At 53.7% G+C, this 24,485-nt stretch carries 19 protein-coding genes and 2 pseudogenes; 15 read left to right on the top strand and 6 right to left on the bottom strand.

The features are described from left to right. Positions 1-368: 368 nt before the first annotated feature. The 4 genes from C7123_RS01020 to pbpC all read left to right on the top strand — a co-directional run bounded on the left by C7123_RS01020 (position 369) and on the right by pbpC (position 9,236). Entirely contained in the window at positions 369-1,556 is a 1,188-nt protein-coding gene (locus tag C7123_RS01020; protein ID WP_069175475.1) for an ATP-binding protein, read from the top strand. Positions 1,557-1,627: 71 nt separating this feature from the next. After that, positions 1,628-5,065 carry a pyruvate:ferredoxin (flavodoxin) oxidoreductase gene (nifJ, locus tag C7123_RS01015; protein WP_394365927.1) on the top strand — a complete coding sequence of 1,146 codons (3,438 nt, stop codon included), beginning with the start codon at positions 1,628-1,630 and terminating at the stop codon, positions 5,063-5,065. Positions 5,066-5,933: 868 nt separating this feature from the next. Beyond that, the gene (locus C7123_RS01010) at positions 5,934-6,875 is read left to right on the top strand and encodes a YitT family protein (RefSeq protein WP_069175473.1); all 942 of its coding nucleotides are present in this window, start codon (positions 5,934-5,936) and stop codon (positions 6,873-6,875) included. Positions 6,876-6,968: 93 nt separating this feature from the next. Then, complete coding sequence (gene pbpC / locus C7123_RS01005; protein WP_237269255.1) at positions 6,969-9,236, top strand: penicillin-binding protein 1C; 2,268 nt, start codon at positions 6,969-6,971, stop codon at positions 9,234-9,236. An 86-nt stretch (positions 9,237-9,322) separates the two neighbouring features. Here pbpC and C7123_RS01000 read toward each other — a convergent pair whose 3' ends face one another. Together C7123_RS01000 and C7123_RS00995 are read right to left on the bottom strand one after the other, a co-directional pair. Then, positions 9,323-9,739 (bottom strand): FMN-binding protein, encoded by a 417-nt coding sequence (locus C7123_RS01000; protein WP_069175471.1) that lies wholly within the window; start codon positions 9,737-9,739, stop codon positions 9,323-9,325. Positions 9,740-9,978: 239 nt separating this feature from the next. Further along, a complete protein-coding gene (locus tag C7123_RS00995; RefSeq protein WP_037981854.1) occupies positions 9,979-10,947 on the bottom strand; it encodes a UDP-glucuronic acid decarboxylase family protein in 969 nt (322 codons plus the stop codon). A 585-nt stretch (positions 10,948-11,532) separates the two neighbouring features. On the opposite strand from C7123_RS00995, the gene C7123_RS00990 reads away from it, so the two are divergent. The 3 genes from C7123_RS00990 (at position 11,533) to C7123_RS13560 (ending at position 14,479) form a co-directional block, all read left to right on the top strand. After that, on the top strand, positions 11,533-12,762 hold the full coding sequence (locus C7123_RS00990; protein WP_069175470.1) for a site-specific integrase: 1,230 nt from the start codon (positions 11,533-11,535) through the stop codon (positions 12,760-12,762). Between the two features lie 11 nt (positions 12,763-12,773). Further along, entirely contained in the window at positions 12,774-13,982 is a 1,209-nt protein-coding gene (locus C7123_RS00985) for a site-specific integrase (protein ID WP_069175469.1), read from the top strand. A 320-nt stretch (positions 13,983-14,302) separates the two neighbouring features. After that, a complete protein-coding gene (locus C7123_RS13560) occupies positions 14,303-14,479 on the top strand; it encodes a transposase family protein (protein WP_083206901.1) in 177 nt (58 codons plus the stop codon). A gap of 876 nt (positions 14,480-15,355) precedes the next feature. Here the strand turns inward: C7123_RS13560 and C7123_RS13555 are convergent. Both C7123_RS13555 and C7123_RS13095 read right to left on the bottom strand, forming a co-directional pair. Next, entirely contained in the window at positions 15,356-15,601 is a 246-nt protein-coding gene (locus C7123_RS13555) for a transposase (RefSeq protein WP_394365944.1), read from the bottom strand. Positions 15,602-15,655: 54 nt separating this feature from the next. After that, the gene (locus C7123_RS13095) at positions 15,656-16,036 is read right to left on the bottom strand and encodes a transposase (protein WP_173896996.1); all 381 of its coding nucleotides are present in this window, start codon (positions 16,034-16,036) and stop codon (positions 15,656-15,658) included. Positions 16,037-16,334: 298 nt separating this feature from the next. Between C7123_RS13095 and C7123_RS13260 the strand changes: the two are divergent. The 3 genes and pseudogenes from C7123_RS13260 to C7123_RS00960 all read left to right on the top strand — a co-directional run. Further along, a pseudogene (locus C7123_RS13260) lies at positions 16,335-16,661 on the top strand (ISAs1 family transposase); the annotation flags it as partial. Between the two features lie 128 nt (positions 16,662-16,789). After that, positions 16,790-18,052 carry an AAA family ATPase gene (locus tag C7123_RS00965; protein ID WP_069175467.1) on the top strand — a complete coding sequence of 421 codons (1,263 nt, stop codon included), beginning with the start codon at positions 16,790-16,792 and terminating at the stop codon, positions 18,050-18,052. A 13-nt stretch (positions 18,053-18,065) separates the two neighbouring features. Then, positions 18,066-18,767, top strand: a complete 702-nt coding sequence (locus tag C7123_RS00960; protein WP_069176382.1) for an RloB family protein — start codon at positions 18,066-18,068, stop codon at positions 18,765-18,767. Positions 18,768-19,062: 295 nt separating this feature from the next. On the opposite strand, the gene C7123_RS00955 is transcribed toward C7123_RS00960, so the two are convergent. Further along, positions 19,063-19,365: a helix-turn-helix domain-containing protein gene (locus tag C7123_RS00955; protein ID WP_069176381.1), complete on the bottom strand. Its 303-nt coding sequence runs from the start codon at positions 19,363-19,365 to the stop codon at positions 19,063-19,065. 2 nt (positions 19,366-19,367) lie between these two features. Next, entirely contained in the window at positions 19,368-19,658 is a 291-nt protein-coding gene (locus C7123_RS00950) for a helix-turn-helix domain-containing protein (protein WP_069175466.1), read from the bottom strand. Between the two features lie 383 nt (positions 19,659-20,041). Here C7123_RS00950 and C7123_RS00945 point away from each other — a divergent pair, with 383 nt between their 5' ends. The 5 genes and pseudogenes from C7123_RS00945 to C7123_RS13255 form a co-directional block, all read left to right on the top strand. Next, positions 20,042-21,295, top strand: a complete 1,254-nt coding sequence (locus tag C7123_RS00945) for a VapE domain-containing protein (RefSeq protein WP_069175465.1) — start codon at positions 20,042-20,044, stop codon at positions 21,293-21,295. Between the two features lie 171 nt (positions 21,296-21,466). Then, on the top strand, positions 21,467-22,417 hold the full coding sequence (locus C7123_RS00940; RefSeq protein WP_038001506.1) for a toprim domain-containing protein: 951 nt from the start codon (positions 21,467-21,469) through the stop codon (positions 22,415-22,417). 5 nt (positions 22,418-22,422) lie between these two features. Beyond that, complete coding sequence (locus C7123_RS00935) at positions 22,423-22,788, top strand: DUF3408 domain-containing protein (RefSeq protein ID WP_069175464.1); 366 nt, start codon at positions 22,423-22,425, stop codon at positions 22,786-22,788. Positions 22,789-23,052: 264 nt separating this feature from the next. Next, positions 23,053-23,457, top strand: coding sequence for a plasmid mobilization protein (locus tag C7123_RS00930; RefSeq protein WP_069175463.1), 405 nt, complete (start codon positions 23,053-23,055; stop codon positions 23,455-23,457). After that, positions 23,441-24,412: pseudogene (locus C7123_RS13255) on the top strand (relaxase/mobilization nuclease domain-containing protein); the annotation flags it as partial. The gene C7123_RS00930 and the pseudogene C7123_RS13255, both read left to right, overlap by 17 nt. Positions 24,413-24,485 lie beyond the last annotated feature (73 nt).

The following is a 24,485-nucleotide window of genomic DNA, read 5'->3' as shown; positions in this document are numbered from 1 at the left end:
ATGCAATCCGAAGCAAAACAATTTTATATCAGCTCAGATTGCACGCCATCTGACCCGTATCTGATTTGAATCATACCAGATTGCATACTATCTGGTCACATTCAAATTTGAAGATTGATGGATCTCATGCGATCTGATCAAACACAAAGTCTATTCAGATGAGATGGCAAGCATGGCCGCGTGGATCCATTTGGATTTGAATCGAATCTTACGTCATACGATCAGGAGCATATTTTGGCGCGATCGTAAACACGAATCAGGGGTCGAAAACCGAACGGGAAGCGCAAAATTGCAATCTACAGTTTGCATTTTTGATGGTGTTTTTACGCGCAAATCCTATCTTTGCCCGCGGAAATTTGAACTGACTTATGGAGGCATTCTATCGAACGCACAAATATCTGGTGACGCATCTGGGGACACCTGTGCGCCGCGGCCTAATGGACGAGGTGGACTGGAGTCAGCGCCTGATCGGGATCAAGGGCTGCCGTGAGATTGGTAAGACGACGTTTCTGCTCTCTTACGCTCGCGAATACTTCGCCCCCGATGGCCGCGAATGCCTGTACGTCAACCTGAACAACTTCATCTTCACCGAACGCACCCTCACGGACTTCGCCGGCGAATTTTACGCCGCTGGAGGCAAGGTGCTCCTCATCGATCAGATCTTCAAGTATCCCAACTGGTCGCGCGAACTGCGGTACTGCTACGATCATTACACCAACTTGCGGATCGTCTTCACCGGATCGTCCGTCATGCGCATCAAGGAGGAGAACCACGAGGTGGGCGACATCGTGGCGCCTTACTACCTGCGCGGCTTCTCCTTCCGCGAATACCTCAACCTCAAGACCGGCCTCGACCTGCAACCCTTCAGCTTCGATATGCTCATGCGCGATCGCTATCTCATCGCCCGCGACATCTGCGACCAGGTCAACCCCGGCGAGTATTTCCACGACTACCTTCATCACGGCTTCTACCCCTTCTTCCTCGAGAAGCGCAACTATTCCGAGAACCTGCTCAAGATGATGAACATGACCCTCGAGGTCGACGTGCTCTACATCCGCCAGATCGAGCAGCGCTACCTGCCCAAACTGCGCCGCCTGCTCTACCTGATTTCGCAAAACGAGCCCTGCACGCTCAACATCAGTCAGCTCAGCAAGGACATCGGCACCTCACGCGCCACCGTGATGAACTACCTCAAATACCTCAAGGACGCCCGCATGATCACCCTCCTCTACCCCCGCGGCGAGGAGTTCCCCCAAAAGCCCGTCTACGCCTACCTCTACAACCCGAACCTGCTGCACGTCATGAACCGTCAGACGCAGGACGAGCGCACCGTCAACGAGGCCTTCTTCTTCAACCAACTCCTGAAGGACAATCGCGTGAATGCTTACGACAGGCACAACAGCTTCCTGGTCAACGATCGCTACCTCTTCCGGGTCTCCTACCCCGAGGCGCGCTGGAAAGTCAGCCCCGACTTCTACTACGCCGTCGACGAGGTGGAGCCTCCCCTCGACGAGCCGAACTGCATCCCCCTATGGATGTTCGGCTTCTTATACTGATACAATCTCCACTGACTAAATATCCACATACAAGCAATCAGAATGTTACACACATCAAACAACAGATAGTTATGGCACGAGAAAAGAAATTTTTGACCTGTGACGGTAATCAAGCCGCGGCGCATATCTCGTATATGTTTTCCGAAGTGGCTGCCATTTACCCCATCACACCGTCGTCGACGATGGCCGAATACGTCGATGAATGGGCCGCCGCTGGGCGGAAGAACATCTTCGGCGAAACCGTATTGGTGCAAGAGATGCAGTCTGAAGGCGGAGCCGCTGGCGCCGTGCACGGATCGCTGCAGGCCGGTGCGCTGACCTCCACCTATACGGCCTCACAGGGATTGCTGCTCATGATCCCGAACATGTACAAGATCGCGGGCGAGTTCCTGCCCTGCGTCTTCCACGTTTCCGCACGTACCCTGGCCTCGCACGCCCTCTCCATCTTCGGCGACCACCAGGACGTGATGGCCGTACGCCAGACGGGCTTCGCCATGCTGGCCGAAGGCTCCGTGCAGGAGGTGATGGACTTGGCCGGTGTGGCACACCTGGCCACGATCAAGTCACGCGTCCCGTTCGTCAGCTTCTTCGACGGCTTCCGCACCTCGCACGAGATCCAGAAGATCGAGAAGCTCGACAACGAGGATCTCGCTCCGCTCATCGATCAAAAGGCCCTGGCCGAGTTCCGCGCCCGCGCCCTGAACCCGATGAACCCCGTGGCGCGCGGTATGGCTGAGAACCCCGACCACTTCTTCCAGCACCGCGAGGCTGGCAATCGCTTCTACGACGAAGTGCCCGCCATCGTGGAGGAATACATGGAAGAGATCTACAAGCTCACCGGTCGCAAATACGGCCTCTTCAATTACTACGGCGCCGAAGATGCAGACCGCGTCATCATCGCCATGGGCTCCGTGACGGAAGCCGCGCGTGAGGCCATCGATCACCTCGTAGCCAACGGCGAGAAGGTCGGCATGGTGGCCGTACACCTCTATCGTCCGTTCTCGGCTAAGCACTTCTTGGCTGCAGTGCCGAAGACGGTTAAGCGCATCGCCGTGCTCGACCGTACGAAGGAGCCGGGCGCCAATGGCGAGCCGCTCTACCTCGACGTCAAGGACTGCTTCTATGGCCGCGAGAATGCCCCGATCATCGTCGGTGGACGCTACGGCCTCAGCTCGAAGGACACGACGCCGGCACAGATCATTTCCGTCTTCGAAAACCTCGCCCTCAACGAGCCCAAGAACCACTTCACGGTCGGCATCGTGGACGACGTCACCTTCACCTCGCTGCCGATGAAGGAAGAGATCGCACTCGGTGGCGAAGGCATGTTCGAAGCCAAGTTCTATGGCCTCGGTGCCGACGGTACGGTGGGTGCCAACAAGAACTCGGTGAAGATCATCGGCGACAACACCGATAAGTATTGCCAGGCCTACTTCTCTTACGACTCTAAGAAGTCGGGCGGATTCACCTGCTCGCACCTCCGCTTCGGCGATCACCCGATCCGCTCGACCTATCTGGTGAACACGCCCAACTTCGTGGCGTGCCACGTGCAGGCCTATCTGCACATGTACGACGTGACCCGCGGTCTCCGCAAGAACGGCTCCTTCCTGCTCAACACCATCTGGGAGGGCGACGATCTGGTGCGCAACCTGCCCGTGAAGGTGAAGAAGTACTTCGCCAAGAACAACATCACGGTCTACTACATGAACGCCACCGAGATCGCCCAGCAGATCGGCCTCGGCAACCGCACGAACACCATCCTCCAGTCGGCCTTCTTCCGCATCACGGGCGTCATCCCCGTTGATCTGGCTGTGGAGCAGATGAAGAAGTTCATCGTCAAGTCGTACGGCCGCAAGGGTGAGGACGTGGTGAATAAGAACTACGCCGCCGTAGATCGTGGAGGCGAGTACAAGCAGCTTACCGTAGATCCCGCTTGGGCCGACCTGCCCGACGATCCGCGCGCTGCAAACAGCGCCCCGGCCTTCATCAACGAAGTGGTACGCACCATCAACGCTCAGGACGGCGACCAGCTGCCCGTATCGGCCTTCAAAGGCAGGGAGGACGGCACCTGGATGCAAGGCACGGCTTACTACGAGAAGCGCGGTGTAGCCACCTTCGTCCCCGAGTGGAACATGGACAACTGCATCCAGTGCAACCAGTGCGCCTACGTCTGCCCCCACGCTGCCATCCGTCCCTTCGTGCTTGACGAAGAGGAACAGAAGGGCGCCAACTTCCCCCAGCTCAAGGCACAGGGTAAGACGTTTGCGGGCATGAACTTCCGCATCCAGGTCGATGTGCTCGACTGCACCGGCTGCAGCAACTGCGTCGATGTCTGCCCGGGCAAGAAGGGCGAGAAGGCGCTCGGCATGAAGCACCTCGAGACGCAGATGGATCAGGTGCCAAACTGGAACTACTGCGTAGATCACGTCAAGACGAAGCAGCATCTGGTCGACACCAAGGCCAACGCCAAGAACTCACAGTTCGCCACGCCGCTCTTCGAGTTCTCCGGAGCCTGTGCCGGTTGCGGCGAGACGCCCTACGTGAAGCTCGTCACCCAGCTCTATGGCGACCGCGAGATGGTGGCCAACGCTACGGGTTGCTCCTCGATCTACTCCGGCTCCGTCCCCTCCACGCCCTACACGAAGAACGACATGGGCCGCGGTCCGGCTTGGGCCAACTCCCTCTTCGAGGACTTCTGCGAGTTCGGCCTCGGCATGGAGCTGGCCAACGAGAAGATGCGTGAGCGCATAGTGAAGCTCTTCAAGCAAGCTATCGAGAACGAACACACTCCGGCTGAAGCCAAAGAGCTGATGCAGGCATGGATCGACAACATGTTCGATGCCGATAAGACGAAGGAGTTGGCTCCGCAACTTGAGGTCATGATCGATCGTGGCATCAAGGAGGCCGATTGCTCCGTATGCAAGGAGCTGAAGGGCTTGACCCAATACCTCATCAAGCGCAGCCAGTGGATCATCGGTGGCGACGGTGCCTCGTACGACATCGGTTACGGCGGTCTCGACCACGTCATCGCCAGCGGCAAGGACGTCAACATCCTTGTGCTCGACACCGAGGTGTACTCCAACACCGGTGGACAGTCGTCCAAGTCCACGCCCGTGGGTGCCATCGCCAAGTTTGCCGCTGCCGGTAAGCGCGTCCGCAAGAAGGACCTCGGCCTCATGGCCACCACCTACGGCTACGTCTACGTTGCCCAGATCGCTATGGGTGCCGACCAGGCCCAGACGCTCCGTGCCATCCGCGAGGCCGAAGCCTACCCCGGCCCCTCGCTCATCATCGCCTACTCGCCCTGTATCAACCACGGTTTGAAGGCCGGCATGGGTAAGAGTCAGACGGAGAAAAGCAGGCCGTGGCTTGCGGCTACTGGCAGCTCTGGCGCTACAATCCGCAGCTTGAGGCCGAAGGCAAGAACCCCTTCATCCTCGACAGCAAGGCGCCGAACTTCGACGAGTTCCAGAACTTCCTCAAGGGCGAGGTGCGTTACGCTTCCGTCATGAAGCAGTACCCCGCCGAGGCAGCCGAGCTCTTCAAAGCCGCCGAGGAGAACGCCCGCTGGCGTTACCGCAACTATCAGCGTATGGCCTCGAACGAGTTCTGGGCGCTGGGACAATAACAGCAACGCAGAAGTATCTCCACATAGGACGTAGCGCGGTCTCGTCTTCTTGACGCCGACGCGCTACACCCTTCGGGGCGTCTCTTTCCTACACAAAGCAGGAAGGGGGCGCCCCGAATCTTTTGCCGGAGGGGGCCTGCGGGTCCCGGCGAAGTTGCAACCAGGTACCCGGGAAAACTTGGCAGGCGTCCCTGACGCCCCTGAAAGGCGCCAGGGGCGCCAGCCAAGTTTGCCGGATACAGGAGAACTCCCCCGGGTTTTACCCCTTGCGTGCCGTGCAAGGCCAGGGCAACCGCATCAAATCAAAACCACGCGTCTGAGAGATCTCTGTACCCCTACGGAGATCTCCCGGACAAGTGTTTTTGATCTCCGTACCCCTACGGAGATCTCTCGGACAAGTGTTTTTGATCTCCGTACCCCTACGGAGATCTCCCGGACTGGTGTTTTTGATCTCCGTACCCCTACGGAGATCTCCCGGACTGGTGTTTTTGATCTCCGTACCCCTACGGAGATCTCCCGGACTGGTGTTTTTGATCTCCGTACCCCTACGGAGATCTCCCGGACTGGTGTTTTTGATCTCCGTACCCCTACGGAGATCTCTCGGAGTGGTGGTTTTGATTTGATGCGGTTGCCCTGCGTGCAAGCCCCAAAACCCGCCCCCAAGAATCTTCCGACGAAAAAGACGCGAGGCCCCGAGGCTGGCCTGCGATCTTTTTTACTTTTGCGGCCGTTAAAAAATCATGAAAAGAAAGATGAACCCTGTCAAGTCGATTCGAACGAATCAACAAGCCCTGCTCCGCGAAGTCAGGGATTACGTGATGATTGCCCTCGGCATGCTGCTCTACAGTATCGGGTGGACCGTTTTCTTGCTCCCGAACAAGATCATGACCGGTGGCGTGCCTGGCATTGCCTCGATCATCTACTTCGCCATCAAGCTGCCCGTGCAGTACGTCTACTTCGGCGCCAACGTCTTCCTGCTCGTCCTCGCCATCAAGATCTTGGGGTGGAAGTTCAGCATCAAGACGATCTACGGCGTCTGTATGCTCACCCTATCGCTCGAAGTGGTGCAAGCCATCACGAAAGGCGTGTGGATGCTCCATGATCAACCCTTCATGGCCTGCGTCTTGGGGGCCTCCATCTGCGGCACAGGGCTGGGTATCGCCTTCTCGTCCAACGGCAGCGCCGGCGGTACGGACATCGTGGCCGCCATTATTAATAAGTACAAGGACATCACCCTGGGGCGCGTTATGATGATCCTCGATACGATCATCATCACCTCCAGCTACGTCGTGTTGCGCGACTGGGAGCGCGTCGTTTACGGCTTCGTCACCCTCTTCGTCACCAGCTTCATGCTCGACCAGATCGTCAACAGCGCCCGCCAGTCCGTGCAGTTCTTCATCATCTCCAAGAAGTACCAAGAGATTGGCCACGCCATCAACGCCATGCACCGCGGTGTGACCGTGATCGACACCGTCGGCATGTACACCGGCCAGCCGCAGAAGATGATCTTCGTCCTGGCCAAGAAACGTCAATCGACCACCATCTTCCGCATCATCAACGACATCGACCCCTCGGCCTTCATCTCGCAGAGCGCCGTGATCGGCGTCTACGGACACGGCTTCGACCACCTCAAGGTCAAGCAGAAGAAACATGGCACAGCCGCTGTCGAGGAGGCGCATGAACTCGGCGTTTGAGCTGAGTTTAAGCGGCGTTTAACCCGTATTAAAACACACGATCAGTTGCTACCCGATTGGAATACGAAACCAGTAAGAGCCATCCGTTACGGGGTGGCTCTTTTGCTGTTGGCTTACCTGCTGTGCCTGCCGCGCCGACTGTTCGACGTGCCTTACGCCACCGTCGTCACCGATCGCCACGGTGAGCTGCTCGGTGCACGCATCGCCACCGACGGACAGTGGCGCTTCCCGCCCTCCGACACGGCGCCAGACAAGTTTGCCCGCTGCCTCATCGCCTTCGAGGATCGTCATTTCTACCTCCACAACGGCGTCAACCCCGTGTCCATCTTGCGCGCCTTCGTGCAGAACGTTCGCGCGCGACGCATCGTCAGCGGGGGGAGCACGATCACCATGCAGACCATCCGACTCTCGCGCGGCGAACGGCGTACAGTGGGGGAGAAGCTGATTGAAATTGTTTTGGCCACTCGCCTCGAATGTCGCTACAGCAAGCGGGAGATCTTGGCGCTCTATGCCGCACATGCACCTTTCGGCGGCAACGTGGTTGGGGTGGAGGCAGCCACTTGGCGCTATTTCGGACACTCGTCCGCCGAGCTGTCGTGGGCCGAGGCTGCCATGCTGGCCGTGCTGCCCAATGCACCGTCGATGATCCACCTTTCGCGAAACCGTGAGGCGCTGCTCCGGAAGCGCAACCGACTGCTGCGCGAGCTGCATCGGCGAGGCGTGATCGACGATGCCGACTATGAGCTGGCCCTCAGCGAGGCGCTGCCTGAAGAGCCGCTGCCACTGCCCGCATTGGCCCCACATCTGGTGGCCGACTTTCAGCAGACACGCCCCGGTGAACGCATCGTTTCGACGATCGATAAGGGCATGCAGTCGCAGGTCGAAGCCGTGCTGGCACGGTGGCACGCAGAGTTTGCGCAGCAGGACATCCGAGACATGGCCGCGATCATCGTCGACGTTCGCACCGCCCGCGTGCTGGCCTACTGTGGCAATGCCCGCTTCGACGAGCGACAGCCCGGTAGTCAGGTCGACATCATCCGCGCGCCACGCAGCACGGGCAGCATCCTCAAACCCCTGCTCTACTGTGCCGCTATGCAGGATGGCGACATCCTTCCCCGTACCCTCCTGCCCGACATTCCGATCAACGTGAACGGCTTTGCGCCGCAAAACTTCAGCCTGCAATTCGAGGGGGCCGTGCCCGCCGAAGAGGTCATCGCCCGCTCGCTCAACGTACCCTCCGTCGTGTTGCTCCGCCGTTATGGCGTCCCCAAGTTCTACGACTTCCTGAAGCGCGCCGGTCTCACCACCCTCCGCCGACCGGCCTCGCACTACGGCCTTTCGCTCATCCTCGGCGGCGCCGAAGCCACCCTGTGGGACGTCACCGCGGCCTACGTCGACATGGCGCGTTGCCTCGAGGGACAGCCGCGCATCCCCCTTGCCCTGGCCGCCGATGAGAAGCAGCGCCGCTCCACCACCCCCTACGTCTTCACACCGGGTGGCGTCTGGCTCACGTTTCAGTCTATCAAGGAGGTGAATCGGCCGGAGGACATCGATTGGCGCACGATCCCTTCTATGCAGACCGTGGCGTGGAAGACGGGCACGAGCTACGGTTTCCGCGACGCGTGGGCCGTGGGCGTTACGCCGCGCTACGCCGTGGGCGTGTGGGTGGGAAATGCCTCGGGCGAGGGTCGGCCGGGGATCGTCGGGGCACGTACCGCCGGCCCTGTCCTCTTCGACCTCTTCAACCTGCTGCCCGCCGCGACATGGTTCGACATGCCCGGCGACGGTGCACTTGTCGAAGCCGAAGTGTGCCGCCAGTCGGGCTGCCTCAAGGGGCGCTTCTGCGACGCGTCGGACGTTGTCCCGATTTGTCCCAACGGGCAGCGGACGGAGCCTTGTCCTTACCACATACGCGTGAACCTGACCCCCGATGGTCGCTTCCGTGTCTACGAAAACTGTATGAGCGAGGCGAGCGCTGTGCCCGCCAATTGGTTTGTGTTGCCGCCCGCCTGGGAGTGGTATTACCGGCAGCAGCACCCCGAGTATCGTCCGCTGCCGCCCTTCATGCCCGGCTGCGGCGACGACTCCGACCGCCCCATGCAGTTCATCTATCCCCAAGACGCCTTTGCACGCATCACCCTGCCCCGCCAGCTCGACGGCACGCCCGGTGTCGTCACCTTCGAGTTGGCCCATAGCGATCCCAACGCCACTGTCTTCTGGCATATCGACGGCAATTACACCGCCTCCACGCGCGACTTCCACAAGCTCTCCCTCCACCTCGATCCCGGCCTCCACACGCTTACCGTGGTCGACGATCGCGGCCATACGCTCTCGGCCACCATCCGGGTGGAAGCGTCGTAAATCCCGTAACACAAAAAAGAGGATGCGCCGCGGGGCGTATCCTCTTCGTGCATATCGTGGCCATCCCTGCCGGGGATGCGCTGCGGTTACTTCCGTTTCTTTTTCGGCTGCTGCTTGTTGTAGTGCTCGAGCCCGACCCGGACGTTTTTCTTCAGTGCCTCGGACGAGAGCGTGGCGCCTGTCACGGCGTCTGGGGCTTCCTTCACGGCCTGGGACACGGCTTTGCCGTCCCAAAAGGTGAGGATGGCTTTGGCGCGGTCGAAGAACTTCGGTGTCTCTTGGTTGGGCAACGCTTCGACGCGCACCACCTTGTTTTGCTTGATGAAGATCTTCACGGGCGTGTGGCTTTGGTAGCCCTTCACGTCGCGGGTCAGCTCGGTGGTGTTGATCACCGTCATACCGTTCTCTTTCGTGATTACGCCGTCGCCGGCCTTGGCGGCCGTGAGCAGTAGCACTACGGACAGGACCGCGGCCACTGTCGTCAATCTCTTGTTCTTTCTCATTTTGTTTATTGGGGTGTATGAATAATATGTAGTAAGGGGGGACTTTATGGTCGCCCGAAATATGCTTTGGGTCTTCTTTTCTGGCCTTGATGCTTCTTTTCTTCCCTTGATGTTCTTCTTTTCTTCCCTTGATGGAAGAAAAGAAGCAAAAGAAGATCAAGGCCTCTACCGAGGCCGGGGAAGTTGGCCGGGTACATGATAGGGGTAATCGCCTACCAGCCAATTTGGCAGCCTACCTGTCACATTGGGTTGGTGGCTCTGACGCCGCCCTTGCTGAGGAGTTCGTCGAAATAGGCGATGGTCTTCTTTAGTCCTTCTTCCAGCCGGATGGTGGGTTGCCAGCCGCCGAGCTTCTCATAGGCCAGGGAGATGTCGGGCTTGCGCTGCTTGGGGTCGTCCTGGGGCAGGGGGGCGAAGACGATTTTCGAACGTGATCCGGTGAGCCGAAGTACTTCGTGCGCCAGCTCAAGCATGGAGAACTCGCCGGGGTTGCCGATGTTGACCGGCCCGCTGAAATCGTCCGGCGTATCCATCATGCGCATCATGCCTTCGATCAGGTCGTCGACGTACTGGAAGCTGCGCGTCTGGGAGCCGTCGCCGTAGATGGTGATGTCGTGGCCGGTGAGGGCCTGAACGATGAAGTTGGAGACCACGCGGCCGTCGTGCTTGTCCATGCGCGGGCCGTAGGTGTTGAAGATGCGGATGATCTTGACGCGGATGCCGTGCTGACGGTGATAATCCATGCAGAGCGTTTCGGCGGCGCGCTTGCCCTCGTCGTAGCAGGAGCGGATGCCGATCGGGTTGACGTTGCCCCAATACGACTCCGGCTGCGGGTGGATGGTCGGGTCGCCGTAGACTTCGCTCGTAGAGGTGTGCAAGATCTTTGCGTGCACGCGCTTGGCCAGGCCGAGCATGTTGAGCGTGCCGTAGATCGACGTTTTGAGCGTTTTGATGGGGTTGTACTGGTAGTAGACGGGCGAGGCGGGGCAGGCCAGGTTGTAGACCTTGTCGACCTCCGCGTAGTAGGGCGTGGTGACGTCGTGGCGCACGGCCTCGAAGCGGTCGCTGCCCAGCAGGTGGCGGATGTTGTCCTTGCTGCCCGTGAAGTAGTTGTCGACGCAGATCACGTCGTTACCTTCCATGACGAGGCGTTCGCAGAGGTGCGACCCGATGAAGCCTGCGCCACCGGTTACTAAAATTCTTTCCATATATCGTTTCTTCTCTGATTATTCATCTCGGCGCAAAAGTAGGCCGGGCGTTGGGATTTCTCTGTTTTGAGTGCTGAGGCGGCCGTGAATACGTTCCGAGGTGGTCGTAATACGTTCCGAACCTATTAGAACCACCTCCCTAACCTATTACAATACGTTCCGGACGTATTCCGACCACCTCACCAACGTATTCCAACCACCTCGGAACCTATTCTAATACGTTCGGAACCTATTAAAACCACCTCACCAACGTATTCTAACCACCTCGGAACCTATTCTAATACGTTCCGAACCAACTATTCCCCTCAAAAGCAGAAGCCCCGATGTCGGAGCAAGTGGACTGATTGTTAGGCGGAAAGGGGTGGATATGCTTCCGATTACGTCGAGCGTAAGAGGCAGAAAAGTGCGGATCCGAGCAAGAGTTCAGTTACCAAACCATTACCGTGTCTGGTGGTAGGTAACGATGGTGCAAAAGCAGGTAACTGAACCTTTCTTGCACATGGTTCTTTTGCATTGATATACAGGAATCTGCACAGGTAACGGGCGCTTTGAACCGGGTAATTTTGCCCACAGTTTTCAAAGCGTATGGATGACATGAAAATGAAGGTGTTGCTCTACCTCAAAAAGAGCAGTCGCGACAGGTCGGGCAAGGCGCCGATCATGGGACGGATCACGCTGGGACGTTCCATTGCACAGTTCAGTTGCAAGCTGTTCTGCAATCCCGATTTGTGGAACCCGCGCGAAAGTCGGATGAACGGGAAGAGCCGCGAGGCGGTCGAAGTCAATGAACGGTTGGACAACCTCCTTCTCGCCGTTCAGTCTTCCTATCAGTCCTTGCTTGCCAAGGGATCTCCATTTGACGCAACCGACATCAAGGAGCATTTCCAAGGCTGCGTGCAGAGTCGAACCATGCTTTTGGAGCGGTTTGACGGCCTGATCGAGGACATGGAGGATCACGTCGGAGTAGACATCAAAAGAGAGTCTTTGGTCTTGTATCGTCAGACAAGAGCGCGATTGCAACAGTTCATTCGAGCGAAGCATAACGCTTCCGACTTGACCTTTTCGCAGCTCACGGAGGACTTCGTCAAGCAGTTCGAGCAGTTCGCAACCGGAGAGGTTGGACTGAAACAAAGTACCTGCTACAACATGATTGTCCTTGTCAAGAAGGTCTGCAAGCTGGCGTATCGAGAAGGTGCGGCGGACTCCTTGTTATTCGACAATGTGCATGTAGACAAGGGAGATAGTAGACTGCCCAAAGCGCTCGATAGGGAAGCGTTGGACAAGTTAAAGGCGCTCTGTTTTGACGGCTGGGAGATTGACTTGGAGACAGCGCGCGATGTGTTTCTTTTCGCCTGTTACACCGGCGCCGCCTATTGCGATCTGATGGCACTGAACCGTGAGCATCTTGTCCGCGACGATGAGGGCGCCCTTTGGCTGAAGTTCAACAGACAGAAGACAGGCGTCCTCTGCCGTGTAAAGCTGTTGCCCGAAGCGCTTCGATTGATGAACAAACTGTCTGATGAAGGAAGGGACACGTTGCTTCCTCACATCAATTACCTGACTTATCAGTCGCACCTGAAGGTTCTCAGATTGCGAGCCGGTATTGCGCTACCCTTCACCTCGCACACCGCCCGACATACCTTCGCTACGCTCGTCACCTTGGAGCAGGGCGTACCCATCGAGACCGTTAGCAAGATGCTTGGGCATAGCACGGTTCGCATGACCGAACGATATGCGAAAGTCACTTCCCAAAAGCTATTCGAGGAGTTCGATCGCTTGATCACCTTCACCAAAGACTTACATCTGACCATTTAACCGAAACCAACATGAGAAGTACATTCAAGATCCTGTTCTACATCAACAGACAGAAGACAAAATCTGACGGCAAGACGGCCATCTTTTGCCGCGTTACCATTGATGGCAGAAGCGCGGTGATGGCAACCGGAGAAGAATGTCTGCCGACCGAATGGAACAGCGGACAGGGAACAACCGGCGAAAAGAAAATCAATCAACGCCTCGCGACGTTCAGAGAACTCGTGGAAAAGACTTACGCGGAAATGCTCGCAAAGAACGGCGTGGTCAGTGCAGAACGGCTTAAGAACCGCTTGCAGGGCGTCGCGGCCACTCCAACCACCCTTTTGACCATGAGCGAGGCAGAACTGCAATCTGTTAAGGCATGCGTAGGCAAGTCAAAGGCAGAAAGTACTTACCAGAACCTTACTTATTCGGACAAGTTGCTTCGAGAGTTCGTGAAGGAAAACGGAGGTCGAGACATCCCCCTCGCAGGCATTACGGAAGATCTGTTTGAGAACTTCCGCTTCTTCCTCAAAAAGCGTGGCTTGGCCACATCGACCATGAACAATCATCTCTGCCGATTGAGTCGGTTGATGTATCGCGCGGTAGACTTGAAAGTCATCCGCTGCCATCCTTTTGAAGATGTCATCTACGAAAAAGAGGAAAGAAAGATTCGCTTCTTGCAAAAGAGTGATGTGGCCAAGCTCATGGCGATGAGAGTGAACGACAGGGAAGCAGAGCAGGCCAGGCAGATGTTTCTCTTCTCCTGCTTCACCGGACTGGCCATTGTGGACATGGAGCGCCTAAAGTTCTCGCATATCCAAACGTCGGCCGACGGTAGGAGATATATCCGTAAGGAGAGGCAGAAAACGAAAATGGAGTCCCTCGTGCCATTACATCCGATCGCGGAGGAGATCCTCAATAAAAGCCAAGTGGAGCAGACGGTGAAAGAAGAAGGCGAGGCCCTTATCTTTCCACGCAGTTGCAGCCGCAGTGTGATGAATAACAAACTGAGCACCGTGGGTTTTGCATGTGGCATCAGACAGCGACTCTCTTTTCATATAGCGCGCCACACGTTCGGAACGTTGTCGCTCAGCGCTGGCATCCCGATAGAGAGCATTGCCAAGATGATGGGACATGCATCCATATCCAGCACGCAGATCTATGCACAGGTGACGGACAAAAAGATCTCAGAAGACATGGACAAGCTGATCCGGAAGCAACAAGCGGCGTCAGAGTGATCCTTGTACGGCTGTCCTAACATGCCTTTTTCCCTTTCACCGAATAGATCTTACTACATGACTACTATGTGGGTAATACAGTGAAAGAAGCGGGATTTGGGTGTAGTCAGGTGTAGTCGCTATGCAACCAGAAATTGTCTGCTCGACTTTGATCCAAGCGAAGGAGCGACTCTGTTCAGTTTTTTGCCCTGTGATAAGCTCTTTCCCACGAGGCTTCTTTGTACAGCGAAGAACAACTATATTAAATGTGAGTTCGACGTAAAAAATCTTCTTGTCAAGTGCTCTCTTACGCAGCCCGAGGGTAACCGTACCTTTGATATATGGAAAAGATCGACTATTTTTCTTCTGTACCGGATCCTCGTGTGAAGGGACGTTGCAAGCACAAGTTGAGTGACATATTAATCATCGCTATAGCAACTTATCTCTGTGGCGGAAACGATTACGTATCTATGTATGAGTTTTGTAACACCGAGGAGAATTTCTCAAGCCGTTGTTAGAACTACCCAATGGCTGTCTGAGTGTGGACACAATCGAAAGAGTGATTTCTTGAATTGATCCTGCAGCTTTTGCGGAGTGCCTGTCGGTCTTTGGCAATACACTTGTCGATGACTTGAAAGGCAAACCTGTCTCTATTGATGGCAAACGAATCCGCGGATCAAAATCTTCCGACTCGTACACCCACATACCCATCAGCATAGGTCGATGAACACACCATCAGCATTGCGGGTAAGGCGGTGGAAGAGAAGAGCCATGAAATTACAGCCATCCCCAATGTGCTTGACAGCATTGATCTCACGGGAGCCGTGGTGAGCATCGACGCTATGGGAACGCAAACTGATATTGCTTAAAAGATTGTGGAGTCGGAGGCCGATTATGTATTAGCTCTAAAAAGGAATCACAGACACTTATCTGAAGACTTAAAAAGACGCTTTTACCGGTCGCTATACGCAGTTTACATACAGCACTTTGGGCAAGGATCATGGGCGGGTGGAAGAGCGGATTTATACAGCGCTTAGACCCCAAGAAGTCTTTGATGACTCACAATATAAGACCATCGCACAACATCTCCGAGTCAGCGCCCAGATCTTTCCAACTCGATATTCAGAACATTTAGGCCGAGTAGAGTGCTATATCTACCTTCCCTATCTCCCTCTTTAGAGGAGGAACACGTCCTCTAAAGAGGGGCATGAGGACTATTTGACACTTTGCAGTATAAGAAGCCTTGGCATACGCTTGAGATTGATGCCATAACTTCAAGGATATTCTGGGTGTGCGTTCGATCTAAACCTCGGTAGCGACATCGCCCGCCTGAGAACCACAAGCGAATACTTCCAAAGGGTCCCTCGATTAAGCTGCGCGTTTTGCGAATGATCTTATTCAGAGATCGCTTCAGTATCAGTCAGCTTCTTCCCTCTACTTGCCTTGTGCATAATCCCGTCGATTAACCCGTGGCTTGTCAAGCAGTGCGAGTTCTTCTTGCTACAATACCCCTTGTCGGCGAGCACACTAATCCCTTCGGGCAGATCCACCTTCTCAATCAGATCGGGTAGCATAATCGTATCAGAGCAATTGGCGGGCGTAGTAATGAGAGTTTCCACCAACCCTTGATTGTCGGTCAGTAAATGTCTCTTGTAGCTGTACCTATATCGGCTCCCTTTGCGAACCCAGCGAACCTAGGTATCCACTCCTGGCTTACGACTTTTGAGCTCGTACTGATAGGCTTCCTCTTGGGCTTGTTCCTCTATAGTGCGCAAATCTTCCCAGTCGTCTGCCACTTCGATTAGGATACTTTCATCGGGTGCATGGGGACTGTTAACTATGCTTGCATCTACGATCGCACCATGGTCAATGCGGCTAATCCCCTGCTTCTTGAACTGCTTATTCAGTTCTTTAAGGAGTTTGTCCATATAATCCACGAGACGTGTGAGCTCTAAGCGGAAGCGGCTGATGGTGCTGTGATCCGGAGCGGACACACCCATATCCAAGTTGAGGAATTCGCTGAAGAGAATGGAGTCATTGATACACTCCTCAACCTCATAATCACTTGGGACCATACCAAGTCTGAAAGAGTAAGATCTTGAACATCATCAAGGCGTCATAGGCGGGATTGCCTACTGCATTTTGAGTCTTGGTGTACTTCTCTTATTCAGTAGTGTCTGAATCCCTCTCCAGTTAATGCATTTATTGATTTGGCGAAGGAATGAGTGCTTCCATGCGGTTACGACGCACTTGGGTATAGACTTGCAGGAAACTGGGGGCGGGGGTGGTAGACTTTGTAGACATACTTGACTACAGGGTTTAAGCCAAATAAAGTTAAGAATACTCGGGCACATAACAATAGAGTTCAAATAAAAGACCATGCGACAATCTCAATATGTGCCATGGAAAAATTTGTCTTCTTTGGTTCAGGTCGAGCGCCTTGTTACCTTCTCCGACGGAACTGAGCGACGTGATAAATAGTACTATTTGAGTAGTTTACCAGCCGAGGCTGTGGAGAAGATCGGAGCTTATATCCGTGCTCATTGGGAGATAGAAAACAGATTGCATTGGCACCTTGACGTAACCTCCAGAGAAAATCTTTCCCGGGCACGCAAAGCATACGCTGCTCAGAACCTCAACACGATCAGGAAGCTGGCCTTAGCCATTGTCTCACAGAGGAAAGACAAGCTATCCATTTGAAAGAGATTATTCACCGCGGCTCTCAATATCGACTATCTCAAAGAGCTACTCAAAATTTGATACGGTTGCCCTACTGCAGAAATCCATCATATCAGATATTCGTTATATATTTGGAGAAAATATGAGGTATGCTACTCGATTTCACTGTCAAGAATTACCGTTCTTTTAAAGATGAACGGACATTTAGTATGGAGGCTTGTTCTATAAAGGAACACGAGCAATCTGTAATTAATGAAGGCGAGCATCGTTTGCTCCCGCTGGCTGTATTATATGGCGCGAACTCTAGCGGTAAGAGTAATCTAATCAAGGCTATTTATGTCATGAATAGGATGGTAAAACGTTCAGTACAACTGAATGAGGATGATTTATTACCCTATGATCCTTTTGAATTGGATAAGACAACTGCTTCGCAACCTACCCTGTTTGAAATACGGTTCATCAGAGAAAAGGCTATCTATCGCTATGGTTTTGAGTACAACAGAAACGAGATTATCTCGGAATGGTTATACGAGAAGCCATTTGAAGAGAAAGAAGAGCATGAGCTTTTTGAACGTTCACGAGACGTGATAGAAGTTTTGTCAGAAAACTTCCCTGAGGGTGACGGTAAGGAGAATTTAACCAACAAAAACCGATTATTCCTATCTTTGGTAGCTCAGCTAAAAGGCAAAAAATCTAACTCAGTAATAGGATGGTTTAGGAAATGCAATGTATTATCTGCTGTTAATGATAAAGGTTACGAAGAATTTACGCATAAAATGTTTTTAGAGCATCTAAGCGGAGCTGATGAAGCACAGGCTTTTTTTAGGGAACTGCAGTTGGGGTTCAAACTCTTTTCTGTAAGAGAGATGAATATTCCCAAGGAGGATACAGTCAATCCTTCAGATTTATTAAGATCGGATTTAGAGAAAGGCTTGTCAAAAGATACTGTTATTAAGTCGGAAACTCTTCACAATGTATATGACAGGAGTGGACAGATTGTTGGAGAACAAAATTTTTATATGCACAAGATGGAGTCGGAGGGAACAAAAAAGGTTATAAACATTTCCGGGCCAATTTTTGATAGCTTAAACGAAGGAAATATTCTTGTCATAGATGAATTAGATGCAAAACTTCATCCTCTTTTAACTAGGAATATCGTGTTGCTATTTATGGATTTGAATAAAAACGAACGAAAGGCGCAGCTCATATTTGCTACGCACGACACCAATCTTCTAGACTTGGATCTTGTTCGTCGCGACCAAATTTGGTTCACAGAGAAGGATAGAGTAGAGGCTACTGACGTCTATTCACTTGTGCAATTTAAGAATGATAATGGGGGAAATAATCAGCGAGATGTTAAACGCGATTACATTCGTGGACGCTATGGGGCCGTGCCATTCATTGGAAAATAAGAGGGAAATAGTTATGGGCGATCTGAGCAAGAGAGAACTTAAAATAACAAATAGGCACTCGGGGAGAGCAACCTGCAAAGAACGCGAAGAAAAATTTAAACTTAAAGAGGGGCAGGTGCGCTTTTTGATAGTATGTGAAGGAAAAAAGACCGAGCCAAACTATTTCAAAGCTTTTATTGAGAACAATACGTCCGTTGTTCATTCTGAGATTCAAGGTGTAGGTATGGGAACGGTCGCTTTGGTTAAAAAGACATTGGAAATAAAGCGGGATCTGGAAAAGAAAAATGCGATGAAGTTTGACCGTGTGTGGGTTGTGTTTGATAAGGATGATTTTGAAGACTTTAATGAAGCCATAAAAGAAGCTAGCAGATGCGGTATTCAAAGTGCTTGGACGAATGAATCTTTTGAATTGTGGTATTACTTGCATTTTGAATATCTTGATACAGCCATTGGTCGAAAGCAGTACATAGAAAAACTTGAGAACATGTTCAAGGATAAAATGAGAGATGGAAGTTTTAAATATGAGAAAGGAGCTTCTGATATTTACGACTTACTTCAGCGGTATGGAAAGGAAGAGTTTGCTATAAAATCTGCCGAAAAACTGCGTAAATCACATAAGGGTAAGGGTACTAATTATGCAAAACATGATCCCTGCACGATGGTTGACAAACTCGTAGAAGAGCTCAGATCTCCCAGTCAATACAAAGAGGAGTAAATAAAAGAAGATGCTACTATGTAAGATCCAATAGAGATAATAAATAAAGAGTGGAGATTGACTATTAAAAAGCAGTTACGTGAAAATGATCTCCTAGGAGGTTCTCTGTTTTTTTTGCTCCTTCTGCTCCTTATCTAAAAAAAACAGCATCTAAGATGGGAGACGAGAAGTTCTTTTTAAATCTATAACAAAGAGCTCAAAAAGGAAAGTCAATTCCTCATAGATAAACGGCACTTAGTGCAGATATGTCTCTGCCTAAGTGCCGTTTTCAATTCAATTATGCGCCTTTCACGTCTTATCGTTTCCCGCCTCCCTTGTAATTCCCCTCTAGTATCCTTTCGAGATCCGAAATCTTGTAGAGGATCTTGCCGGCGAACTGCGTGTAGGGGATGATCCTCCGATCGCGATAGTCCTGCAAGGTGCGGGGACTGATGTAAAGCCGTTCGCAAACTTCCTTGCCTGTGAGGAAATGTTCGCCGCCAAAGAGCGGTCGGTGCGTCTCCGACACTTCCCGAATCCGTTCCCTGACGCGTCGCAAGGCTGAGAGGACTACCGGCATCTCACCCGATTCCATACTCAAATCTTGAATCGCTTCCATCATCATGCTTTCGTGTTTGCCGTTTTGTCAGACTTCACGCAGAGCAACTGCTCCACGTCCTCCCGTTTGTAATAGCACTTGTGCCCGATCTGCGCAAAAGGTAGCACGTTCGTATCACGGTAATGTTGCAGAGTGCGTTTGCTGATGCCGAGTAGTCGGCAGACGTCCCCGTTGTGTAGCCAGTCCGTGTGTTTGGACTCTTCTCCGAAAGCCTTCAGGCAACATTCTGCAAGGCTCAGCACCTCGTTCCGCAGGCAGAGCCAATCGGCCTCTGTAATAATCAAATACTTCATGGTTTCACGTATTAGTTTTCTGGTCGGTATTTAGGTTTTACTGTTTTCGCCAGCAAACGTAATTGCACGCAAAACGCTGTCAACGCAATCGGGAACAGGAGGGATGCAAATGGAACAGTAGGGATACAACCGGCGCAGCAAGGGGGGGCTTTCGCTTATTCGGAAAACAGCCGCAACGGAAAGCAGATAGCAGCCCGCGAATCATCCCCCTTCCTTTCACTGCCATTTTGTCTTATCGAAGGAGCGAATCACTTCCTTGTAAAGCCTATTCTCTGAAGAAATCGGCCGCAAACAGATGCAACATCATGCCGGAATGCGCTGCATGCTTGGAGGCTGGGGAGGCTCATCACACTTTCACCCCCGAAAACTCATCCCAGCCAGCCATGAAGAAACAGGTAGATAGAAGCAACATAAACACCAGCAAAACACCGGACAGCAGCGGACGCTCATCAAAGAACGGGGAGATCGAGGCCTACCTCTCTCAGCATTACGCATTCCGATACAACACCGTTTGGGGACGGGCGGAATATCGCGGCCGGGAGGACACCCGATTCGTAAAAGTCGGTCGCTATGAGATCAACACGCTGCGCCGTGAACTCGACAATGAGGCCGGGCTCACGACCTCCCCAGACAACCTCTACTCGATCATCGAAAGCAGTTTTTCGCCCCGTGTCAATCCCGTACAGGCGTATTTCAAAGCCTTGCCCGCCGCTGTGCTAGATGTCCCAAACACACACGCCATCCGTGAGTTGGCCGACTGCGTCGTTGTCCGTAATCCGGAGAAATGGCTGCTGTACCTGACAAAATGGCTTATGGCTGTAGTCGCCAACGCGATGGACGACCACGCGTGTCGCAACCACACCTGCCTGGTCTTAACCGGCGAACAGGGGCGATTCAAGACGACATTTCTCGACCTGCTTTGCCCGCCTGAGCTGCACGATTACAGCTATACCGGCAAGATCTATCCGCAGGAAAAAGACACGCTGACCTACGTCGGGCAGAACCTCATCATCAACATCGACGACCAGCTCAAGGCGCTCAATAAGCGAGATGAAAACGAACTGAAGAACCTGATCACCTGCCCGATGGTCAAGTACCGCATGCCCTACGACAAGCATGTGGAGGAGCACCCCCACATGGCGAGCTTCGTGGCCTCGGTGAACGGCAACGACTTTCTCACCGACCCCACCGGCAGCAGACGCTTCCTGCCCTTCGAGGTGCTTTCCATCGACATCGATCGGGCGAGAGCAGTCTCGATGGACGCCGTCTATGCGGAGGCCAAATCGCTGTTGCAATCGGGCTATCGGTATTGGTTCAACGACGAGGAGATCGCGGAGCTATACCGCGAAAGTGAGGCGTTCCAAGTGCAGACCGCGGAGATGGAGCTCCTGTTGCGCTGTTTCGAGCTGCCGACCACCGACAGTGATTGTTCCTACCTGACAACGACCGAAATCTTGACTTACCTCGGCGCCTATACGCGCCAGCCGCTCACGGCCAAACGTATGGGAGAGGCGCTGAAAAAGGCCGGATACATCAAGGTCAGCCGGCGGCGGAACGGCGGCAGCCCGCTGTATGTCTACAAAGTCCGAAAGATCCTCCCCTGTCCGCTCCTTCAAATCTGTAGTAGTGACATGTAGTCAGCTGCGTAGTGACTTCTATCTGCATGAATGCTATTGGGAAACAATCGATTATGGCAATTGTAGTTTGTAGTAAGAAGAAACCAAAAAGTACGGGTGTTTGATCCTAAATCACTTGCATTCCAATAAAACACCCCACCATTTCATTACCGATCTCAATGTTTAATCAGCATGAAAGAAGAAAACCTATCGACCATCAAGCGGTATCCCATCACGGCGTACTTGGAAAGTAAAGGCATCACGCCCGTCCGACGGCTGGCGGCCTATGCAATGTACCGTTCACCATTGCGGGATGAACGCCACCCGAGCTTCAAGGTGGATACCGAGAAGAACCTGTGGATTGACTATGCCGAAGGCTGCGGAGGAAGCATCATCGACCTTTGTATGCGGCTCGAGAGGTGCACCTTTCCGGAGGCCATCCGCTGTTTGGGAAAGATGATTTTCGGTCGCACGACGAGCGATTACCCGCGGACGGAATCCCACCTTCATAGCCCCGAGAGAACAGACGGAGGCAGAAAGCTGATCGGCATATCCGACGACCTTCCGCCACATTTGCAGGAATACCTGACCAAAGAGCGGCGCATCGACCTCGGTCGGGCACGATCCTTCCTCCGATGCGTCCGCTACGAGGTGAGGGGACGGACGTACGAAGTCATCGGCTTTCCCAATGCCTCGGGCGGCTACGAACTACGGGGCACCGAGCTGTTCAAGGGTACACTAGCGCCGAAGGACATTACACCAATCTTTCCCGACAGGCGGCAGCCAGTCTGCCTCTTCGAAGGCTTCATGGACTTCCTTTCCTTCCTTTCAATGAAAGAAAAGGTCGGTAGCCATTGCCTTGTAATGAACTCCGTGGCTAATGTCGGGCGGTGCATCCGTTACCTGCGCGAGCGGCACATCACGGCCCTCCGTGCGTTCCTCGATAACGACGACGCTGGAAGGCGAACCCTGAGCGCATTCATCGACGCCGGGTTCCAGGTGGAAGACATGTCCGTGCACTACCGAGGATGCAAGGATCTCAACGAGTTTCATGTTAGCCGCGTCTGTCGCCTACGGGAGCAACGAGAACAAGCACAAATCACAACCAAACCATCCCACCCCATCAAACTGAAAAGGAGATAGCAACCATGAAAGAGAAAGACACCAACAAAACTGACCGGGCGTTCCTCGACGTCTATTTGGGAGAAACGCGTCCACAGGAAGCGGAGCCATCCGAGCAGGCTGTGCATGCCAAGAGTGCACCCACACCGAAACGCATCAGCACCAAAATGAGGCGAGGGACTCTGGAGGCTTACAAGCAGACCTTCCTCGTCCCCACCAAGCTGACAGATCGTCGGGCAGTCTATTTGAGTAGAGACACACAGGAGCGCGCCGACTTCGTTGTCCGTCGACTGGGCAATCGTGGCGCCAACCTGTCGAGCTTCGTAGAGCGCATCGTGCGCGCCCATTTGGAGGACTACGCCGAGGAGATCGAGGAATGGCGGAAGCTATAATCCGAGCATACAGATCTATCAAAAAGTTCACGAACAATATGCACGTCAAGCAATCAATAACTGCCTGAATGCATGGTATGCAGTGATCACAAGAAACACACCGGGTATGTAACGGAGCGTGACGACGGTAATGCAAGACGTCAGTTTGTTCCCACAAACTGCGCTTGCTCCCCCGCCCTTAGCGGACGGAGGAGAGAGCCGTAATCACATCCGTTCTCATCGGCCTAAACCATAGAATAAGCACAACAAAAAAGACCTATCCACATGAAAAGACACCCTAAAAGGGAAGACAAGAAGCTGAACAAAACCGCCTTTATCAAGGTCAGATGCACAGCAGAGGAGAAGGAACGGATCCGGTTGAGAGCTGCGAACGCAGGGCGGAGATACTCCGACTACTGCCGCGAGATGTTGCTCAGCGGATCCGTCATTGCCGTCCCTCCGATGGGCTACAACGAGAAGGAGGCGCTCGCCATCCTCCGTCAGACAGCGCTATTCTACGCACACATTTCTAACCTGATTAAGGTCAAGGACGCCTCTTGGGTAGACGCCACGAAGGCACTCGCCACCTATGCCAAGATCGCTTTTAAGCGGTTCTTCAGCCCTCGCTATCGGGTCCCCGAGGAGGTATTTAAGCGCTTAAATATCGAAGGCCATGATCGCAAAGTGTAAGGCCATCGCACACGAGGGTAACGCGCTGGAGTACGTTTTCCGAGAAGGAAAGCTCGGCCGGATCCTCGCCCTCCACAACCTGTGTAGCGAAACGCCGAAGGAGATCAACGAGGAGATGAAGCTGATCAACGACTACAACAGCCGTTGCAAAAACAAGTTCCTGCGTATAGAGATCGGCATCGCCCCGCAGGACGAGCCGCAGATGACGTTCAAGGCGCTGAACCGCCTCGCCCTGCTTTTTGCCAAGCAGATGGGGCTGGACGACCATCAATGGGTGGCCGTCACGCATAAAGACACCGACAATCTACACATCCACATCATCGCCAATCGGATCAGCCTTGGCGGGCAGGTCTACGATACCACCTTCGTCAGTAACCGAGCCGCGAGAGTAGCCGAAGAACTCAGCCACAAGTACGGGCTGACCATCGCCAACGAAGTCCGATCCGCGCGACTACATCTGAAAGCCCAAGCCGATCCGAGAAGAGAGCGGACAAAGCAGCAGGTTCGGAGCATCTGCTACGCCCTGCTCGAGAAGCACCGCGGGAAAGGCCTTTCGGGTCATTCCATGTTCCTCTACGAACTCCACCGAAGTGGCGTCACGATCGACCGCATGAAGAACAAGCAGGGGAAAGTCTACGGGCTGAAGTTTACCTACGACGGCCACAGTTTCAAGGCCTCCGAGATCGGCCGTGAGTTCGGTTTCCGCACCCTGCCGAAACAGTTCGAGTCCGACAACACACTGAAGCCAATCATCCCCTCCGACCATTCCTCCCTCCGGCCAACAAATGATTCCCCTATTGCACAAGTCGCAAGCTCCGCTTTGGACACTGCGGAAAGCCTCCTTTCAGAGGTGGGCGAAGTAACAATCCTACAGACTCACGGCACAGACTACGCTGAGATCGCATGGCAGCGACGCTTAAGAAACCAAGCCGGGAAAAAGAAGCGGGGGGCGGGGAATATGATGTTAGACGTTCATCTGCTCCCTCCATCCCGACCTTTCCCAAACCGAAAGCCAAATCGAGAGAATT

This window comes from Tannerella serpentiformis, from assembly GCF_003033925.1.
Taxonomy (GTDB): Bacteria; Bacteroidota; Bacteroidia; order Bacteroidales; family Tannerellaceae; genus Tannerella; species Tannerella serpentiformis.
The sequence above is the reverse complement of the archived record's forward strand: the minus strand, read 5'-3'. Positions and strand labels throughout refer to the sequence as shown.

Coding starts and splice junctions, on each gene's coding strand:
- C7123_RS00995 (WP_037981854.1), bottom strand. CDS start 10,947: ATGGAAAGAATTTTAGTAACCGGTGGCGCAGGCTTCATCGGGTCGCAC.
- C7123_RS00990 (WP_069175470.1), top strand. CDS start 11,533: ATGGATGACATGAAAATGAAGGTGTTGCTCTACCTCAAAAAGAGCAGT.
- C7123_RS01010 (WP_069175473.1), top strand. CDS start 5,934: ATGAACCCTGTCAAGTCGATTCGAACGAATCAACAAGCCCTGCTCCGC.
- C7123_RS00985 (WP_069175469.1), top strand. CDS start 12,774: ATGAGAAGTACATTCAAGATCCTGTTCTACATCAACAGACAGAAGACA.
- C7123_RS13095 (WP_173896996.1), bottom strand. CDS start 16,036: ATGGTCCCAAGTGATTATGAGGTTGAGGAGTGTATCAATGACTCCATT.
- C7123_RS00935 (WP_069175464.1), top strand. CDS start 22,423: ATGAAAGAGAAAGACACCAACAAAACTGACCGGGCGTTCCTCGACGTC.
- C7123_RS00965 (WP_069175467.1), top strand. CDS start 16,790: ATGCTACTCGATTTCACTGTCAAGAATTACCGTTCTTTTAAAGATGAA.
- C7123_RS00945 (WP_069175465.1), top strand. CDS start 20,042: ATGAAGAAACAGGTAGATAGAAGCAACATAAACACCAGCAAAACACCG.
- C7123_RS00930 (WP_069175463.1), top strand. CDS start 23,053: ATGAAAAGACACCCTAAAAGGGAAGACAAGAAGCTGAACAAAACCGCC.
- C7123_RS13560 (WP_083206901.1), top strand. CDS start 14,303: ATGGAAAAGATCGACTATTTTTCTTCTGTACCGGATCCTCGTGTGAAG.
- C7123_RS00940 (WP_038001506.1), top strand. CDS start 21,467: ATGAAAGAAGAAAACCTATCGACCATCAAGCGGTATCCCATCACGGCG.
- C7123_RS00960 (WP_069176382.1), top strand. CDS start 18,066: ATGGGCGATCTGAGCAAGAGAGAACTTAAAATAACAAATAGGCACTCG.
- C7123_RS01020 (WP_069175475.1), top strand. CDS start 369: ATGGAGGCATTCTATCGAACGCACAAATATCTGGTGACGCATCTGGGG.
- C7123_RS00955 (WP_069176381.1), bottom strand. CDS start 19,365: ATGGAAGCGATTCAAGATTTGAGTATGGAATCGGGTGAGATGCCGGTA.
- C7123_RS00950 (WP_069175466.1), bottom strand. CDS start 19,658: ATGAAGTATTTGATTATTACAGAGGCCGATTGGCTCTGCCTGCGGAAC.
- nifJ (WP_394365927.1), top strand. CDS start 1,628: ATGGCACGAGAAAAGAAATTTTTGACCTGTGACGGTAATCAAGCCGCG.
- C7123_RS01000 (WP_069175471.1), bottom strand. CDS start 9,739: ATGAGAAAGAACAAGAGATTGACGACAGTGGCCGCGGTCCTGTCCGTA.